Consider the following 16,127-nt stretch of genomic DNA (forward strand, 5'->3'; position numbering starts at 1 on the left):
CATGGACGACGCAGATCTCCGCGAGCTCTTCCGTCTGATGCTGGTGACGCGCCGCCTCGACGAGGAGGCGGTCGCGTTGCAGCGGCAGGGCGTGCTGCCCGCCTACGCTCCGGTCAGGGGCCAGGAGGCCGCTCAGATCGGGAGCGCGGCGGCGCTGGACCGCGCCCGCGACTTCGCCTTCCCCACCTACCGCGAGCTGGGCGCGGCGGTCGCGCTGGGGGTGGACCCGGTCGCCTACATGGCGATGCACCTCAACATCTGGCACGGCGGCCTCTACGACCCGAACGTCGCCCGCCTCGCACCGCCGAACGCCGTCGTGGGCGGACCCGTGCTGCACGCCGTGGGCTGGGCGATGGGCGCGAAGCTGGACGGCACCGGTGGGGCCGCGCTGACCTACTTCGGCGACGGCGCCAGCTCGCAGGGCGACGTGCACGAGGCGATGAACTTCGCCGGCGTCTACCGCTTGCCGGTGGTGTTCTTCTGCCAGAACAACGGCTGGGCGATCTCGCTGCCCACCGGTGACCAGGTCGCGGGCGGTTCGGTGGCGGCGCGCGCCGCCGGGTACGGCATCGAGGGCCAGCGCGTGGACGGCAACGACGTCACCGCGGTGTTCGAGGCGACCCGGGCCGCGCTCGAACGAGGTCGCGCGGGCGGTGGTCCCACGGTGATCGAGGCGATGACCTACCGGCTCGGCCCGCACTCCACATCGGACGACCCGAGCCGCTACCGCAGCGCCGAGGAGGAACGCCTCCGCGCCGAGCAGGACCCGATCACCCGGGCGGTGCGATCGGTGTCCGCCGAGGAGGTCGCCGACGCCGAGGAGCACGCCGCCGCCGTCGTGCGCAAGACGACCGCGGGCCTGCACGCCATGCAGCCACCACCGGCCGACGAGCTGTTCAGCTTCGTCTGCCGGGAGCCGACCGCCGCCCTGCTCGACCAGCACCGCGCTTGGAAGGAGTCGCAGGATGCCTGAGCTTTCACTGCAGCAGGCGCTCAACACCGCGCTGCGCCACGCTTGCGAGGACGACGACCGGGTGCTGATCTTCGGCGAGGACGTGGGCACGCTCGGCGGCGTGTTCAGGGTGACCGACGGTCTGCAGGACAAGTTCGGCGAGCACCGGGTTTTCGACACCCCGCTGGCGGAGTCGGCGATCATGGGCATGTCGGTGGGTCTTGCGATGGCGGGCTGGCGACCGGTTCCGGAGATCCAGTTCGACGGGTTCAGCTACCCGGCGATCGACCAGATCGTCAACCAGGTGGCCCGCATGCACTACCGCAGCCGGGGGACGCTGGGGATGCCGATCACGTTGCGGCTGCCCAGCTTCGGCGGGATCCGCGCGCCCGAGCACCACGGTGAGAGCTTGGAGTCGCTGTTCGCGCACGTGCCCGGTCTCAAGGTCGTCTCCCCGTCCCGGCCGTCGGAGGGTTACCACCTGCTCCGCCAGGCGATCGCCGATCCGGACCCGGTGATCTTCATGGAACCCAAGTCCCGCTACTGGCAGCGCGAGAACTTCGACCCGGCCGAGCCCGTCGAGGCGCTGCCGGTCGGGCGCAGCCGGGTCCTCCGCCGGGGCAGGCACGCCACGCTCGTCGCCTGGGGCGCGATGGTGTCGCGCTGCGAGCAGGTCGCCGAGCTCGCCGCCGAGGACGGCGTCGAGCTGGAGGTGCTGGACCTGCGCTGGCTCAAACCGATCGACGCCGAGGGGCTGGCCGAATCCGTCGCCCGCACCCGCCGCGCCGTCGTCGTGCACGAGGCGCCGCTGACCGCCGGTCTGGGCGGCGAGGTGTCCGCGCTGATCACCGAGCGCTGCTTCGGGGACATGCGCGCCCCCGTTCAGCGCGTCGCGGGCTTCGACGTGCCCTACCCGTCGGGTTCGCTGGAGGACGAGTACCTGCCCAGCGTCGACCGCGTCCTGACCGCCGTGCAGACCGCATTGGAGTACCGCCGTGGCTGAAGTGACCTTCCCGCTGCCCGACCTCGGTGAAGGGCTGATCAGCGCCAGGATCCTGGAGTGGCTCGTGGCCGAGGGCGACTGGGTGGAGCGCAACGCCCCGCTGGTGGAGCTGGAGACCACCAAGTCCGCGGTGGAGATCCCCTCGCCGCAGACCGGCCGCGTGTCGCGGCTGCACGTCGGCGAGGACGAGGAGCTCGCGGTCGGCGCCCCGCTGGTGACCTTCGCCGTGGAGGACCACGCGGGCATCGTCGGCACGGTTCCGGTCGACCAGAAGCCGCAGCGACGCGTCCGCCTGACCCCACCGGAGGACTGACCGATGCCCGCGACCGCTCGTGACGGCGTGAAGCTCTGGTACGACGGCGAACCCGGTCCCCGACCGGTGCTGTTCCTGCACGGATTCGCCTCCGATTCGGAGCAGACGTGGGAGCGCACCGGTTGGCTCCGCGCGGTGGCCGACCGCGGCCACGTAGTCACCGACCTGCGCGGACACGGCCACAGCGAACGCGCCACGACGGGCTACTCCCCCGACGACCTCGCCCGCGACGTCCTCGCCGTGCTCGACGCGGCGGAGGTGCCCGTGGTGGACGTGGTGACCTATTCGATGGGCGGCGTCGTCGGCTGGGCACTGGCACGGCTGGCCGCCGAGCGCGTCCGCGCGCTCGCGCTCGGCGGCATCGGAGGAGGCCCGGTGGAGCGCGAATCCATGCTCCGCGTCCAGCAGGCGCTCTCCGGCGAGGACCTCGGCCCGTGCGTCGAAGGCATGGCGGGCCAACGCCTCTCCGGCCGGCCCCCGGCCCCCGTCCTGCTCGCCGCAGGGGACGAGGACGAAGTGGCCGCGGACGCGCGCTCTTTCGCAGCGACGCTGAACGCCCCGTACGTCTCGCTGGGCCGCCGCAACCACTTCAACGCAGTGTCGAGCCGAACCTTCAAGGCCGCGGCCCTGGAGTTCTTCGACGGCTGAGACCGGTTTTCCGTTGCGGGAAACAGGATTTTATGGCCTTCTCGGCATCCCGCTAGCGTCCGATCCATGGATGAGAACTATCGGTCGGCCGGCGAGCTGGCGGCCGCGTTGCGCGCTGGCGAGGTGTCCTCGGCGGAACTGACCGAGGCGGCGATCGCCGGGATCGGACGGCACGACGGGGAGATCAACGCGATTTGCGTGCCCGACTTCGAGCGTGCGCGGGAGGCTGCGCATCACGCCGACCAGGCGCTCGGCCGGGGCGAGGACCGGCCGCTGCTGGGCGTCCCGGTCACGGTCAAGGAGTGCTACGACGTGGCCGGGATGCCCACGACCTGGGGCATGCCGCAGCACCGGGACTTCGTACCGGCCGAGGACGCGGTGCAGGTGTCGCGGCTCAAGGCCGCCGGTGCGGTGGTGCTCGGCAAGACCAACGTGCCGTTGGGTCTGCAGGATCTGCAGACCTTCAACGAGATCTACGGCACCACCACCAACCCGTGGAATCACACCCGCACGGCGGGCGGGTCCTCCGGCGGATCGGCGGCGGCCCTGGCGTCGGGGTTCGGTGCGCTGTCCATCGGCTCCGACCTGGCGGGCTCGCTGCGCACCCCCGCGCACTTCTGCGGGGTCTACGCCCACAAGCCGACGCTCGGACTGGCGGCAACCCGCGGCATGGTCCCGCCGCCCGGTCCGGCGTTGCCGGTCGACCACGACCTCGCCGTCGTGGGCCCGATGGCGCGCACCGCCCGCGACCTCACAATCCTGCTCGACGTCATGGCCGGACCGGACCCGCTGACGCTCGGCAAGGCGCACCGCCTGAGCCTGCCGCCCTCGCGCCACGATCGGCTCTCCGACTTCCGGGTGCTGGTCCTCGACGAGCACCCGTTCATCGCGATCGGCGCCGCGGTGCGGGCGGGCGTGAACCGGGTGGCCGATGCGCTCGCCGCCGGTGGTGCCCGCGTCGAACGGCGCACTCCCCTGCTGCCCGATCTCGCGGAAGCCGCGACGCTCTACGCGCAATTGCTCTTCTCCGGCTCGGTGGCGCGGTTCCCGATCGACGCGTACGAGCAGCTGCGGGCCCGCGCGGCCGCTCTGAGCGCGGACGACCAGAGCCTCGACGCGGCTCGGCTGCGCGGGATGGTGCTGAGCCATCGGGACTGGATCGAGGTGAACAACCGTCGCGAGCTCCACCGCCACGGCTGGCGGCAGGTGTTCGGCGAGTTCGACGCTGTGGTGTGCCCGATCACGCCCACTCCCGCGTTCCCGCACGACCGCACCCCGAATCCGCTGGACCGCCGGCTCGACATCGACGGCGTCGAGCACCCGTACTTCGACCAGCTCGTCTGGGCCGGTCTGGCCACCATGCCCGGCCTGCCCGCCACTGCGATTCCCGCGGGCCGCTCCGCCGAAGGTCTCCCGGTGGGAGTGCAGCTCATCGGTCCGGCGCACGAGGACCGCACCCCGCTGCGCCTCGCCGAACTGCTCGAAGAGCACCTCGGCGGCTTCCAACCCCCGAACCGAGCCGAGATGGGGCAGTCACCGCGGTAACCACCTGCGACCCACCCGGTTCCGCCGCTGACGACCCCGAACCGCCGCTCCCGGGGCGGCGGCGTCCCCACGAGGCGCCAGAGCCGTTCCCCCAACCCAGATGCAGCTGCGACCGTGTGCGCCGGAACGCGGACTACTGCCGTATTCGGGTACCTGATTACTGCGGTATTCAGGTCAACTCGGTCTCGTCACGCCGCGGGCGGCGGCGAGCCTCACCTCCCTCGCCCCCGTGGTGACCGGCCGCGCCGGCCTGGGGCACCGACGTGCGCCGGTGACGCGCGCCCCTCGGCGGCCGAGGGGCGCGTGTTCGCCCGCACGGGCCTGGGTTCACCGGCCCGTGTTGAGGTGGTGCTCCAGCCACATGGTGTGGACCGGGCCCGCTGCCAGCTCCGGGTCGTTGATGAGTTCTCGGTGCAGGGCTGCTGTGCTGGCCACGCCTTCCACGTGGAACTCGGTGAGCGCTTGCCGGGCTCGGGCGTAGGCCTGGTCCCGGTCCTCGCCCCAGCAGATGAGCTTCGCGATGAGCGAGTCGTAGAACGGGCTGATCCGGTCCCCCTGCGAGATGCCCGTGTCGATCCGGACTCCGGGTCCTCCGGGCAGTCGCAGGACGGTGATCTCGCCGGGAGCGGGGGCGAAATCGCGCTCCGGGTCCTCGGCGTTGATGCGCAGTTCGACGGCCGCGCCACGACGCTCGATCGAGGCCTGATCCATCGACAGCGCTTCGCCGGCGGCGATGCGCAACTGCTCCGCGACGATGTCCACGCCGGTGATGGCCTCGGTGATCGGGTGCTCGACCTGGACCCGCGCGTTCATCTCTATGAAGTAGAAGTTGCCGTCACCGTCGACCAGGAACTCCACCGTGCCCGCACCGCGGTACCCGACGTGCTCGGCCAGCCGCACCGCCGCGGCGGTGATGGCCTGCCTGGTCTCCTCCTCCAGCGCCGGTGCCGGTGCCTCCTCGATGAGCTTCTGCCTGCGCCGCTGCACCGAGCAGTCCCGCTCGAAGAGGTGCACCACGTTGCCGTGGTCGTCGGCGAGGACCTGAACCTCCACGTGCCTGGCGTTGGCCACGGCGCGTTCCAGGTAGACCGCCGGGTCCCCGAACGCCGAACGCGCCTCCGCCTGGGCGGCGGGAAGTGCGTCCAGGAGACCGTCGAGGTCGTGGACCGGCCGGATGCCGCGTCCTCCGCCGCCTGCGGCCGCTTTGAGCAGCAACGGGAATCCGATCTCCGCGGCCAGCCGGGGCACGTCGGCCGGATCCTCGATCGGGTCGGTGCCGGGCACCACCGGCACACCGGCCGAAGCGGCCGCACTGCGCGCGGCCGCCTTGTCACCCATCTGCTCCAGGACCGCCGGTCGAGGGCCGATGAACACCAGCCCAGCCTCGTCGATCGCCCTGGCGAAAGCGCCGCTCTCGGAGAGGAAGCCGTAACCCGGGTGCACCGCATCGACCTCGGTGGCACGCGCCGCCTTGAGCAGCGCGTCCGGGTCCAGGTACGACTTCTGCGCGGCGGAACGGCCGATGTGCACCGCGTCATCGGCCATCCGAACCCATTTCGAGTGCTCGTCGGCGTCGGAGTAGACCGCCACCGCTTCGACACCCGCCACGTGGCACGCACGGATGATCCGAACCGCGATCTCACCGCGGTTGGCCACCATCACTCGCCGCAGGCCGCTCATACGTCATCGACCTCGAACATCGTCTGGCCGATGTCCACCTCGTCACCGTCGTCGAGCAAGATCTTGCTGACCCGGCACTCGCGGTCGGCCTTGATCTCGTTGAAGGTCTTCATCACCTCGATGAGCCCGATCGTCTGCCCGGACCGCACCACGGTTCCGGGCTCGATGTACGGGTCCGATTCGGGCGATGGGCGCCGGTAGAAAACACCGGGCATCTGAGCATCCACTGTGGACATCATTTCCCCCTCCCGCCGGCTCTAGGCGCCGGCTACCGCCGCCCGCGCTTTTTCGAGACGTGCACGCCGTTCCGAGCGGGCGGCCACCGCGCCATCGATGTCCACCCGCTCGAACTGCACCTTGCTGCCGGTCCTGGCCTGCGCCATCCGGTCCCGGTCCACCGAGATCACGGTGCCGATGGTCGCGTACCCGCCACCGGTGACGGCGTCGTTGAGCAGCACGATCGGCTCGTCACCGCCGGGAACCTGCACCGAGCCGACCGGGTATCCGAGGTCGACGACGTTGGCCTGGTCGCTTCCCGCGCCGAAGGGCTGCTCCCGCTCGACGAACTCCAGCGATCCCCCGCGCAACCGGTAGCCCACCCGGTCGGCGTCCTTGGTGACCTTCCACTCGGTGGTGAGGAACGACTCCAGCGCTCGCTCGGTCAACCGGTAGGCGCACAACCCGACGACCAGGCGAAGCACGATCGCGTCCGGGAACTCCGGGATGAGCTCGGAGGGGATCTCGGTGCCCGGCGCGGGCGACTCCACCGCCCCGCCGAGCGGGAGCCGGTCCCCGTCGACCAGCGCACGGCCCTCGAACCCTCCGATGCCGGTGAGCATGTAGGTCGAGCGCGAGCCGAGGTAGAGCGGCACGTCCACCCCGCCGCTGACCGCGATGTAGGGCCGAGCGCCCGCGCGCACGGCCTTCACCGCCAGCACGTCACCGGCCTTGATCGCCAGCGTCTGCCAGGTCGGCGCCGGCTCGCCGTTGATGGTGACGACGCTGTCGGCACCGGTGACCGCGACGCTGCGGGAATCGGTGAACTCCAGCTCCGGCCCGATGTAGGTGGCCTCCAGCACGGCGGCGCCGTCGGGATTGCCGACCAGCAGGTTGGCGACCGCGTAGGAGTACTGGTCCATCGCGCCCGAAGGCGGCATCCCGATGGCGTACTGGCCGTCCCGGCCCGAGTCCTGGACCGTCGTGGACAGGCCGCTCGTGCGCACGATCAAGGAAGTCATCTGTAGAGCACCTCCAACAGCCCGCGGTTGACCGCGTCCGGGTCGGCGAGCAGTTCCGCCGGAAGGAGTTCCGCCTCGCGGATCCGGTAGCGGAACCGGCCCTCCTCGACCTCCACGCGCGTGCGGTCGTACTCGTCCCGGTCGATCGCCCGGTACCGCAGCACATCGCTGGGTCGCGGGAACGCGATGTCGTCGGCGAAGTCGGGAAGCCGCTGCGCCAGGTCGAAGACCGGCGCGGGGGCGATCCCGAACAGCTGGTACCCGCCGGCCCCTCGCACCGGGTACACCACGGAGAACGCGCCACCGTAGCCGAAGGCGCGCTCGGGCGTGTCAGTGCGCGGGCGCACGTACTTGGGCACCTCGATCTGCCGGTCGCGCGGAACCATCTGGTAGCAGAACGGAAGCCCCGGGACGAACCCGAGCATCGTGACCAGGAACGGCGCCGAGGTGATCGACTCGATCAGCGACGGCACATCGGAGAACCCGTTGATCCGGGCCGCGTATTCGAGGTCGGTGACCTCCGGGTCCTGGTGGCGATCGCGGAACCTCATCAGGGTTTCGCGCGTCCACGGGTCGTCGAAGAGCACCGGCACGTCCACGATCCGGGTGCTGACGGCGTCATCGCTGCGCAGCTCCCCGGCCGTGCGTTCCAGCCGGCGCAGCTCTTCGACGAGTTCGGTCGGATGCAGGCGATCCGGATCCAGCCGAACGAGGTATGAAGCGTTCGACGGGCAGATGTCGATGACCCCGTCGATGTTCTCCCGGCGCAACGCGCCGGTGATGGCCATGGCCTTGAGATTGGCCTCCAGGCTCATCTCGCGGTCGATTTCGACGAAGATGAACTCATCCCCGCCGAATTCGTACCGAGCCGGTGGTAGTTGAACCTCCATCACGGTCACGGCGCACCTCCGCATCCCCCGACGAGTGCGAGTCGAGAATGCGCCGCGGTGCGGCTCGACGCAGCGCGTCGGTCACCAATCGACCACCTTCGAGTGAGAGGATAGGCTGATTGATCTGCATGCGCAATCACCGGAAACTAAGGTGGGCGCCCGGATCCGGAGGTGAGTCATGCGCACTCTCGTAGACCTCAACGCTGATGCCGGGGAGAGCTTCGGGCGGTGGCGTCTCGGTGACGACGCCCGCCTCATCCCCCTCGTGACGTCGGTGAACATCGCTTGCGGCTGGCACGCCGGGGACCCGGCGACGATGCAGCGGTCCGTCGAACTGGCACGCGACGGCAGCACCGCGGTCGGCGCGCACCCCGGTTTCCCCGACCTCGCCGGTTTCGGCAGGCGGGCCATGGCGCTGAGCCCGGAGGACGCCGCGCGCGCCTGCCTGTACCAGTTCGGCGCGCTGCAGGCGATCGCCGCTCGGTGCGGTGAGACGATCCGGCACGTCAAGCCGCACGGCGCGTTCTACGGGCTGACCCTCAAGGACGAGGGGGTCGCCGAAGCCATCGTCGAGGCCATCGCGACCGCGGCTCCCGGCGTGCGGATCGTACTGCTGGCCGGGCCCGTGTCCGAACGCCTCGCCGAACGCGGGTTCCCGGTGGTGCGGGAGGCCTTCGCCGACCTCGACTACGACGACTCCGGGCACATCATCATCGAACCGGAGCCGCTGCCGAAGTCACCGGAGACCTGCGCGGACCAGGCGGAGGCCGTTCTGCGGGGCGAGGTGCGCTCCGTGACCGGCAACCCCATCCCGGTGGACGCCGACACGATCTGCCTGCACGGCGACCGGCCGAACGCGGTGGACATCGCGGAGGCGATCCGCGAGCGGTTCGCCTCCGCGGGTGTCCGTCTGGCCCCGATGGCCGAAGTGGCGGACGCTCGGGGATGAATCAGCGTGCGGGCAGCAGCCTCTCGGATTCGGCCATCCGCGAATCGCTCAGGTGATCACCTTCCGGGCTGAACGGCGGAACCGCTTCCGGCAGGCAGTCGGCCAGCAGCAGCGAGTCCACCGCGCGTTCCTCCGGCCCGGCGCTGACCACCGGGGATCCGTCCGGCGCCCAGATGCCGGAGTTGCCCCGGTACTCCCACTGCCCGCGGTCGGACACCTCCCAGCCGCGCCGGTTGGCGTAGGCCACGAAAACCCGCCAGACGGCGGCCATCGCGGGGATGATGTGCTCGGTGGCGTCGGGGTAGGCCACCAGCGTCGGGTTCCCGTTCTGGAGCGTGAAGTGCCGGTCGGCGGCCGTGGGACCGACGATCAGCCGCGCTCCACGCCGCACCAGGCTCTGGTACAGCGGCGGGAACTCGCACTCGTAGCAGTTGAGCAACCCGACCGGGAACCCGTTCACCTGAACGACGGGTGGCAGGTCGTGCCCGGGCGTGAAGTTCACCCGTTCGGCCTCGCCGTAGAGGTGGGTCTTGCGGTAGTTGGCCTGCAGCTCTCCGTCGGCGACGAGGGCGACCGAGTCGTGCAGCGCATCGTTGGCACCCCGCTCCACGTAGGGCAGGGCGACGGCGATCTCGTGCTGCGTGGACAGCTTCTTGGCCAGTTCGACACTCCTTCCGTCACTGGGCTCGGCGAGCTGCTCGCAGAGCTCGCGGTTGAGCGCGTAGCCGGTGTTGAAGCATTCGGGGAAGGCGCACAGCTGGCTGCCGTAGCCGGCTGCGAGCGCCAACACCTCCTCCATCCGGAGGAGGTTCTCCGCCACCGCCTCGGGCGTGCCCGAGGGGTTCTCGCCCTGGAACAGCGCGAGGCGAATCCCGGTGCCGGACCGCGGTGGTTCTCGGTCGGTCAACCGGCTGACGATTCGGACGGGACGCATGGATGTCCTCCTTTTCCGATCAGTTCGCGTGGGAAACGAATTCCTCGACAGCGGTCGCGAGGTTCTCGACCGCTTCCGACGTGAGGTCACCGCGCACGACGATGCGCATCACCTCGACGTCGTCGAGCTTCGGCGGGAAGGTGTAGACGGGTACGGACCAGCCGATGTCGGCCAGTCGCTTGGACACCTCCCGCAAGTCGACCGGTGGTTCCGCGGTCACCACGACCACGGGTAACTCACTGCCGTCGCCCAGCACCCGGAGTCGCCCGGTCGCCTGCAACCGCGTGGCCAGCCGCTGCGCGAGCGACCTCGAGCGGGCGTGCACGGCGCGAAAACCGGCGAACCCGAGGCGCACGAAGTTGTAGTACTGGATGACCACGGGGGCCGCCGACCTGGAGAAGGTCAGCTCGTAGTGGGCGTCGTTGCCGCCGAGGTAGTTGATCCGAACCCCCAGTTCGGGACGGCGACGGCTGCGGTCCCGCCACAGCAACCAGCCCAGGCCCGGCAGCACCATGCCGGACTTGTGGCCGGAAGCGTTGATCGAGACCACTCGCGGGATCTGGAAGTCCCAGAGCAGCTCGGGATCCAAGAACGGTGCGATGAAACCGCCCGATGCGGCGTCGACGTGCAGCGGAACGTCGATACCGCGCTGCTCCTCCAGCTGGTCCAGCCTCTCCGCGATCTCGGCGATGGGTTCGTATCGGCCGTCCAGAGTGGACCCCAGGATCCCGACGACGCCGATGGTCCGCTCATCGCAGAGGCGCTCGACCGCGCTGCCGACGAGCGCGGGCCCGTCGCCGGTCGCCGGAGCGACGCGCGCCTCCACTCCCCAGTGACGGCAGAACTTCTTCCAGCAGGCGTGCGCGCCGGCCCCCATGACGATGTTCGGCCGGGTCAGCCGATCTCCGGTGCGGTCCTGCCAGGTCCGCAGCAAGGACGCACCGGCGAGCATCGCCGCCTCGCTGGACCCGGTGGTGGCACTGCCCACGACCTCGCTCGCATCTCCGTGCCACAGCGCACCGATGATGTCGACGCACTCGCGCAGCAGCGCGTCGATGGCCGGGTACTGCTCTCGGTCGACGAGGTTGTAGTTCAGGTACTCGCGGTACAGCCGGTGAGCCTCCGGTTCGATCGATGTGGTCAGGAAGGTCGCGAGGTTGCGCTCCGGCGGGCCGTCTCCGCTCAGCCTTTCCGAGACAGCGTTGAAAGCCTCATCCGCGTCCATTCCGAATAGAGGGATCCCGCCCCGAAGTTGCGTCGAGCAACCCGACGATTCCTCGAACGCCTTCGGCAAAGCAGACATCGTCGAATGCTCCTGTTCCTGGTTGTGTGCGAAACACGATCAACGCTACGACCAGGCAGGACCCAGGTGCCATGAACAATTCGCCCCAGATCTTCCGAACTAGTTCCAGGCCGCTGGGACTGGTCCACACGGGGCAATTCCCCACTCATACGAGGGATTCGCGGACAGGGTCGTAATTCGCGCGTAATGCTGTGGCGAAATGGGAAGTAGGTAAGGACGGGTGCAGGGTGCCCCCGGACGATCCGCCCGAGTGGAGGCATTTCATGGCCCGTTCCTCTGACCGGGCTCTGGACCGGGCGATCACCGCGTTGCTGCACGAGGCCGTCGAGCACTCGCGTGCGATGCGTCAGGTTCTGAACCAGGTCGGTCAGCTAGCTTCATTAAGGATCAACATGCTCGAATCATCGGACTCCTCCGAAAGCACGCTGACCGAGGTGCTTTCGCCGCTGACCAAGCGGGAACGAGAGGTGCTCGAGCACCTGGCTCGCGGCTACTCCAACAAGCAGATCGGTCGATCACTGGGGATATCGGAACGCACGGTCAAGAACCACCTCCGCAACATCTTCACGAAACTCGGTGTGGGCGACCGAACTTCGGCCGTCGTGAAGGCGCTGGGCCGCATGGGCTAGCTCGCGGGAGTGGTACCGCCGAACCGCTCCAGGTCGGCGTCCAGCCCCTCGTACACCTCCGGACGCCGCACCCGGAGGTGGGCCGCGTAGGCGAACCCGCCGAGCGCGGCGACCGGCAGCAGCCACGGCAGGGCGGTCACGTGGGGCGCCTCGGACCCGGCCAGCAGTCCGAAGTTCGCCACCGCCATCACCGAAATCGACAGCAGGCCGAGGAATCCGAGCCCGGGTGCCACCAGCGTGGACCACACCCGGGGATCGGCCGCGCGCCGGAAGTGCACGACGATCGACAGCGCGGCCAGCGCCTGCAGCACGATGATGCACAACGTCCCGAAACCGACCATGACCGGTACCAGCGTGGTGATCACGTCGAGGCCGAACGCGGCGAACGCCCCCGCGACCACGGCGGCGAACATCGCGTTGACCGACAGCGCCCGCTGCGGCACGCCGTTGTCGCGGGTGCGCGCCAGCCCACCGGGCAGCACACCCGCGCGGCCGAGGGAGAACAGGTAGCGCCCGGCGACGTTGTGGAAGGCCAGCTGCGCGGCGAACAGGCTCACCACCAGCAGCACCATCACGACCCCGAGGAGGAACCCGCCCAGGTACTCGTCGATCAGCACGAACAGCAGGTCGCCGTCGGCCAGGTGCTGCTCGGCGACCCGCTGCGCGTCGGCCACGCCGACCGCGCTGACCAACGCCCACACCGTCACCCCGTGGATCAGCCCGATGAGCGCGATCGCCAGGTAGGTGGCGCGCGGGATGGTGCGTTCCGGTCGCCGGGCCTCCTCGCTGAACAGCGATGTCGCCTCGAAGCCCAGGAACGCGGTGGACGCCAGGAGCAGGCCGACGGCCGGCGCTCCCCCGGTGATCGCCTCGGTGCCGAACGCGTCGAAGCTGAACCCGGTCCGGACCAGCACCGAGGCGCTGAAGGCGACGAGCACGAGGACTTCGAGCACGAGCGCGACGCCCAGAGCCCTGGCGCTGATGCTGATCCCCGATCGGGCGAACAGGAACGCGGCGGCCATGATGACCACGGCGCTGAGGTACCAGTGCACGTCGATCCCCACCAGGTCCGCCAGCGCCGACGAGGTGTAGAACCCGGCCGTGCCCATCGCTCCGGCGACGAAGAAGTTGTAGCCCGTGGTGGCGATGAAGCCGGCCACCAGACCCGCGGGCCGGCCCAGCCCTCGCACCACGAACGCGTAGAACCCGCCCGCGCTGACGACCTCGCGCGACATCTGGGCGTAGCCGACCGCGAACAGCAGCAGGACGACCGCGACCGCCAGGTAGGCGACGACGGTTCCACCGCCCCCGCCGAGCCCGATCGCCAGGCCCGCGACGACGATGGCGGCGGTCAGCGGCGCGACCGCCGCCAGCACCAGGAACACCACTCCGGCGGTGCCCAGCTGATCCGGCACGAGCCGGCTCGACGATTCGGCGCTGGACGTGGCCACATCAGCTCCTTCCGAGCGAACGGGATGAGGCGCGTGGAGGTGGCGGCGAGCGGATCTCAGGAGCAGAGCGCCACCGTCCGACAGAGTCGACCAGGCAACCGATCAGTTCAATACGGCAAGGAGGTGGTTGTCGGAACTCGGAGCGGGGTCCGCGGCCCCGCTGCGCTCGACACCGGCCGGCCCGCCCTCCGCGCGGAGGGGCTCCGACCGGCCAGGCCGTGAGCTCCGCGCCGCTGGGGCGCTGCACAATGGGGGCATGGTCGAGCAGAGCGTGTGGATGCAGAAGGTGGCGGCTGACCCGGGACATTCCGCCTGGTACATCGGCCGGATGCGCGGTCTGGCCGAGGCCGGTGAGGACCTCGCGGGTGAGGCTCGGCTGATCGACGCGATGGCGCCGCGCGGCTCGCGCATCCTCGACGCCGGGTGCGGTCCGGGCCGGGTCGCCGGGGCCCTCGCGGCGGCCGGTCACGACGTGGTCGGCGTGGACGTCGACCCGGAGCTGATCAAGGCCGCGCAGGAGGACCACCCGGGTCCGCGCTGGTTCGTCGACGACCTCGCGGAACTCGACCTCGCCGCGCGCGGCATCAGCGAACCGTTCGACGTGATCGTGTGCGCCGGGAACGTGATGACCTTCCTCGCCTCGAGCACCCGCCGCACCGTGCTGCAGCGGTTCCGCGAGCACCTGGCGCTGCGGGGCCGGGTGGCCGTCGGGTTCGGGACCGGACGCGGGTACGAGCCCGACGAGTTCTTCGCCGACGTGGAAGCCGCCGGCCTCACTCGGGACCTCACGCTGGCCACCTGGGACCTGCGCCCGCACCGCGCGGACTCGGACTTCCTCGTCGCGATCCTCAGCCCGGCCGAGTGATCTCGTCAGTGGTGCCGAGCACGCCCGCGTCGACGAGGCGTTGCACGTCGGCGTCGGCGATACCGGCTTCCGCCAGGACCTCCCGGGAGTGCTCGCCCAGCAGCGGGGCCGGTCGCGGTGGTGGCGGCGGCGTTCCGAAGTCGATCGGTCGCCGGGCCAGCCGGACCGGGCCCACGCCCGGCTGATCGACGGTCTGGAAGAAGTCGGTCGCCACCAGCTGCGGGTCCGCGAAGAGGTCGTCGATCGAGTTGACCGGCCCGTGCGGGATGTCGGAGCGTTCGAACGCCGCGCTCCACTCCGCCGAGGTGCGGTGGACCATCTCCTCGGCCAGCAGCGCGTAGAGCTCGTCGATGTGGGTCGTGCGCGCCCCGATGTCGTGGAAGCGCGGGTCCTCGGCGAGCTCGGGGCGGCCGATCAGGTCGAAGAACGCGATCCAGTGCTTGTCGGCGTACATCATGACGGCCAGGTGACCGTCCGCGGTGGCGTACGGGCGACGGTGCGCGGAGTCGGTCCTCGGGTAGCCGGTGGGGCCTGACGGCGGGTCGGTGAGCCAGCCGCCCTGCCGGTCGAGCAGCATGAACGACGCCATCCCCTCGAACATCGGGACCTCCACCGAGCGGCCGACACCGTCGATCTCGCGAGCGCGGAGAGCGGCGCAGGTGGCCGCGGCGCCGTAGAGACCCATCACCTTGTCGGAGGCGGCCGAGCGCCAGTACTCCGGCTCACCGCCCGCGGCGGCCTGGGCGTCGGCGATGCCGGAAGCCGCCTGGATCACGTCGTCGTAGGCGGGCCGGTCGGCGTTCGGGCCGTGCCTGCCGTAGCCGCGGAACGCGCACAGCACCAGCGCCGGGTTGACCTCGCGCAGGTCGTCCCAGGTCAGTCCGAGCCGGGCCGCCGCCGGAGGGCGGATGTTGTGCAGGAGCACGTCGGCGTCGCGCACCAGCGCGTGCACGACGTCGCGGGCGTCGTCGCTCTTGAGGTCCACGGCGAGGGAGCGCTTGCCCCGGTTGGCGTTGACGAAGATCGGCCCGACGCCGGCGCCCGAGGTGTCGCCGACGCCGCGCACCTGGTCGCCGCGCAGGGGTTCGACCTTGACGACGTCGGCGCCCCACTCGGCGAGCACCTGCGCCGCGTAAGGCCCCATGAACACCGTGGACAGGTCGAGGACCCGCACTCCGGCCAGGAGTTCGCGGCTCATCGGTGACCTCCCGGGAGGGCGGGCGTGTCGACCGCATCGCCGAGGACGACGTCCCACAGCGAGGAGGTCCTCGTGGTCTCGCCGAGGGAGCGGTCCCAGTCGCGGGTGGTGCCGAACTCGCCGCGCCAGTCGAGCGCGGGCAGCGTGAACAGCTGCAACGGGTGTTCCCGGGTCGTGCCGATCGCGCCGTGGACCTGGTGGGCGTTGCGCACCACGACCGACGCCGCATGACCGGCGCAGGACCGTGCCACCGCGACCTTGACCGCCGAGAGCGCACCGGTCTCGGCCGCGTCCAGCACGGCGGCGTCCACCGCCGCCCGCGCGAGCGCCGCTTCGGCGGCCGCATCGGCCACCAAGTGCTGCACGGCCTGGAACTTCGCGATCGGACGCCCGAACTGCACCCGAGTCCTGCTGTGCTCCACGCACAGCCGAACCGCCGCGTCCAACGCCCCCACGACCTGCGCTCCCCGGGCCAGAGCCCCCCGCAGAACCAGCTCGTCCAGCACCCCCGGACCGACCTCCACAACCC

Annotated in this window: 17 protein-coding genes; 8 read left to right on the plus strand and 9 right to left on the minus strand. The window is 70.5% G+C overall.

All coding sequences use genetic code 11. The features are described 5' to 3' along the window. Window position 1 precedes the first annotated feature (1 nt). From E1202_RS27060 to E1202_RS27080, 5 genes are all read left to right on the plus strand, one after another. Entirely contained in the window at window positions 2–973 is a 972-nt protein-coding gene (locus E1202_RS27060; RefSeq protein ID WP_165944008.1) for a thiamine pyrophosphate-dependent enzyme, read from the plus strand. Continuing rightward, on the plus strand, window positions 966–1,955 hold the full coding sequence (locus E1202_RS27065) for an alpha-ketoacid dehydrogenase subunit beta (protein WP_132686110.1): 990 nt from the start codon (window positions 966–968) through the stop codon (window positions 1,953–1,955). Before E1202_RS27060 ends, E1202_RS27065 begins: the two co-directional genes overlap by 8 nt. Then, entirely contained in the window at window positions 1,948–2,268 is a 321-nt protein-coding gene (locus E1202_RS27070; RefSeq protein WP_132686112.1) for a biotin/lipoyl-containing protein, read from the plus strand. The genes E1202_RS27065 and E1202_RS27070 overlap by 8 nt, the downstream gene beginning before the upstream one ends. 3 nt (window positions 2,269–2,271) lie before the next feature. Next, a complete protein-coding gene (locus E1202_RS27075; RefSeq protein ID WP_132686114.1) occupies window positions 2,272–2,916 on the plus strand; it encodes an alpha/beta fold hydrolase in 645 nt (214 codons plus the stop codon). Window positions 2,917–2,982: 66 nt separating this feature from the next. After that, window positions 2,983–4,461: an amidase gene (locus E1202_RS27080; RefSeq protein WP_132686115.1), complete on the plus strand. Its 1,479-nt coding sequence runs from the start codon at window positions 2,983–2,985 to the stop codon at window positions 4,459–4,461. Between the two features lie 327 nt (window positions 4,462–4,788). Here the strand turns inward: E1202_RS27080 and E1202_RS27085 are convergent, their stop codons facing one another. Genes E1202_RS27085 through E1202_RS27100 form a run of 4 tightly spaced genes read right to left on the minus strand, consistent with a single transcriptional unit; the run spans window position 4,789 to window position 8,269 of the window. After that, window positions 4,789–6,141 (minus strand): acetyl-CoA carboxylase biotin carboxylase subunit, encoded by a 1,353-nt coding sequence (locus E1202_RS27085; protein WP_132686117.1) that lies wholly within the window; start codon window positions 6,139–6,141, stop codon window positions 4,789–4,791. Next, window positions 6,138–6,377, minus strand: a complete 240-nt coding sequence (locus E1202_RS27090; RefSeq protein ID WP_132686119.1) for an acetyl-CoA carboxylase — start codon at window positions 6,375–6,377, stop codon at window positions 6,138–6,140. Before E1202_RS27090 ends, E1202_RS27085 begins: the two co-directional genes overlap by 4 nt. 21 nt (window positions 6,378–6,398) lie before the next feature. After that, entirely contained in the window at window positions 6,399–7,379 is a 981-nt protein-coding gene (locus E1202_RS27095; RefSeq protein ID WP_132686121.1) for a 5-oxoprolinase subunit C family protein, read from the minus strand. Continuing rightward, window positions 7,376–8,269 carry a 5-oxoprolinase subunit B family protein gene (locus tag E1202_RS27100; protein WP_207918939.1) on the minus strand — a complete coding sequence of 298 codons (894 nt, stop codon included), beginning with the start codon at window positions 8,267–8,269 and terminating at the stop codon, window positions 7,376–7,378. Before E1202_RS27100 ends, E1202_RS27095 begins: the two co-directional genes overlap by 4 nt. Window positions 8,270–8,447: 178 nt before the next feature. Here E1202_RS27100 and E1202_RS27105 point away from each other — a divergent pair, with 178 nt between their 5' ends. Beyond that, on the plus strand, window positions 8,448–9,218 hold the full coding sequence (locus E1202_RS27105) for a LamB/YcsF family protein (protein ID WP_132686123.1): 771 nt from the start codon (window positions 8,448–8,450) through the stop codon (window positions 9,216–9,218). A 1-nt stretch (window position 9,219) separates the two neighbouring features. On the opposite strand, the gene E1202_RS27110 is transcribed toward E1202_RS27105, so the two are convergent. Next, a complete protein-coding gene (locus tag E1202_RS27110) occupies window positions 9,220–10,152 on the minus strand; it encodes a nitrilase-related carbon-nitrogen hydrolase (RefSeq protein ID WP_132686124.1) in 933 nt (310 codons plus the stop codon). A gap of 19 nt (window positions 10,153–10,171) precedes the next feature. Continuing rightward, complete coding sequence (locus E1202_RS27115) at window positions 10,172–11,455, minus strand: glutamate decarboxylase (RefSeq protein WP_268952379.1); 1,284 nt, start codon at window positions 11,453–11,455, stop codon at window positions 10,172–10,174. A gap of 227 nt (window positions 11,456–11,682) precedes the next feature. Between E1202_RS27115 and E1202_RS32870 the strand changes: the two genes are divergently transcribed. Continuing rightward, window positions 11,683–12,084 carry a response regulator transcription factor gene (locus E1202_RS32870; RefSeq protein WP_328591022.1) on the plus strand — a complete coding sequence of 134 codons (402 nt, stop codon included), beginning with the start codon at window positions 11,683–11,685 and terminating at the stop codon, window positions 12,082–12,084. Here the strand turns inward: E1202_RS32870 and E1202_RS27125 are convergent. Then, window positions 12,081–13,535, minus strand: coding sequence for an APC family permease (locus E1202_RS27125; protein WP_132686127.1), 1,455 nt, complete (start codon window positions 13,533–13,535; stop codon window positions 12,081–12,083). The genes E1202_RS32870 and E1202_RS27125 overlap by 4 nt on opposite strands. A 256-nt stretch (window positions 13,536–13,791) precedes the next feature. On the opposite strand from E1202_RS27125, the gene E1202_RS27130 reads away from it, so the two are divergent. Beyond that, window positions 13,792–14,400, plus strand: a complete 609-nt coding sequence (locus E1202_RS27130) for a class I SAM-dependent methyltransferase (RefSeq protein ID WP_132686129.1) — start codon at window positions 13,792–13,794, stop codon at window positions 14,398–14,400. Here the strand turns inward: E1202_RS27130 and E1202_RS27135 are convergent. Then, a complete protein-coding gene (locus tag E1202_RS27135) occupies window positions 14,384–15,598 on the minus strand; it encodes a CaiB/BaiF CoA transferase family protein (RefSeq protein ID WP_132686130.1) in 1,215 nt (404 codons plus the stop codon). The genes E1202_RS27130 and E1202_RS27135 overlap by 17 nt on opposite strands. Beyond that, the coding region (locus tag E1202_RS27140; RefSeq protein WP_268952381.1) for an acyl-CoA dehydrogenase family protein at window positions 15,595–16,127 on the minus strand (533 nt) is incomplete at its 5' end. The genes E1202_RS27140 and E1202_RS27135, both read right to left, overlap by 4 nt.

Origin of the sequence: Saccharopolyspora karakumensis, from assembly GCF_004349225.1 — a bacterium.
Lineage (GTDB): Bacteria > Actinomycetota > Actinomycetes > Mycobacteriales > Pseudonocardiaceae > Saccharopolyspora > Saccharopolyspora endophytica.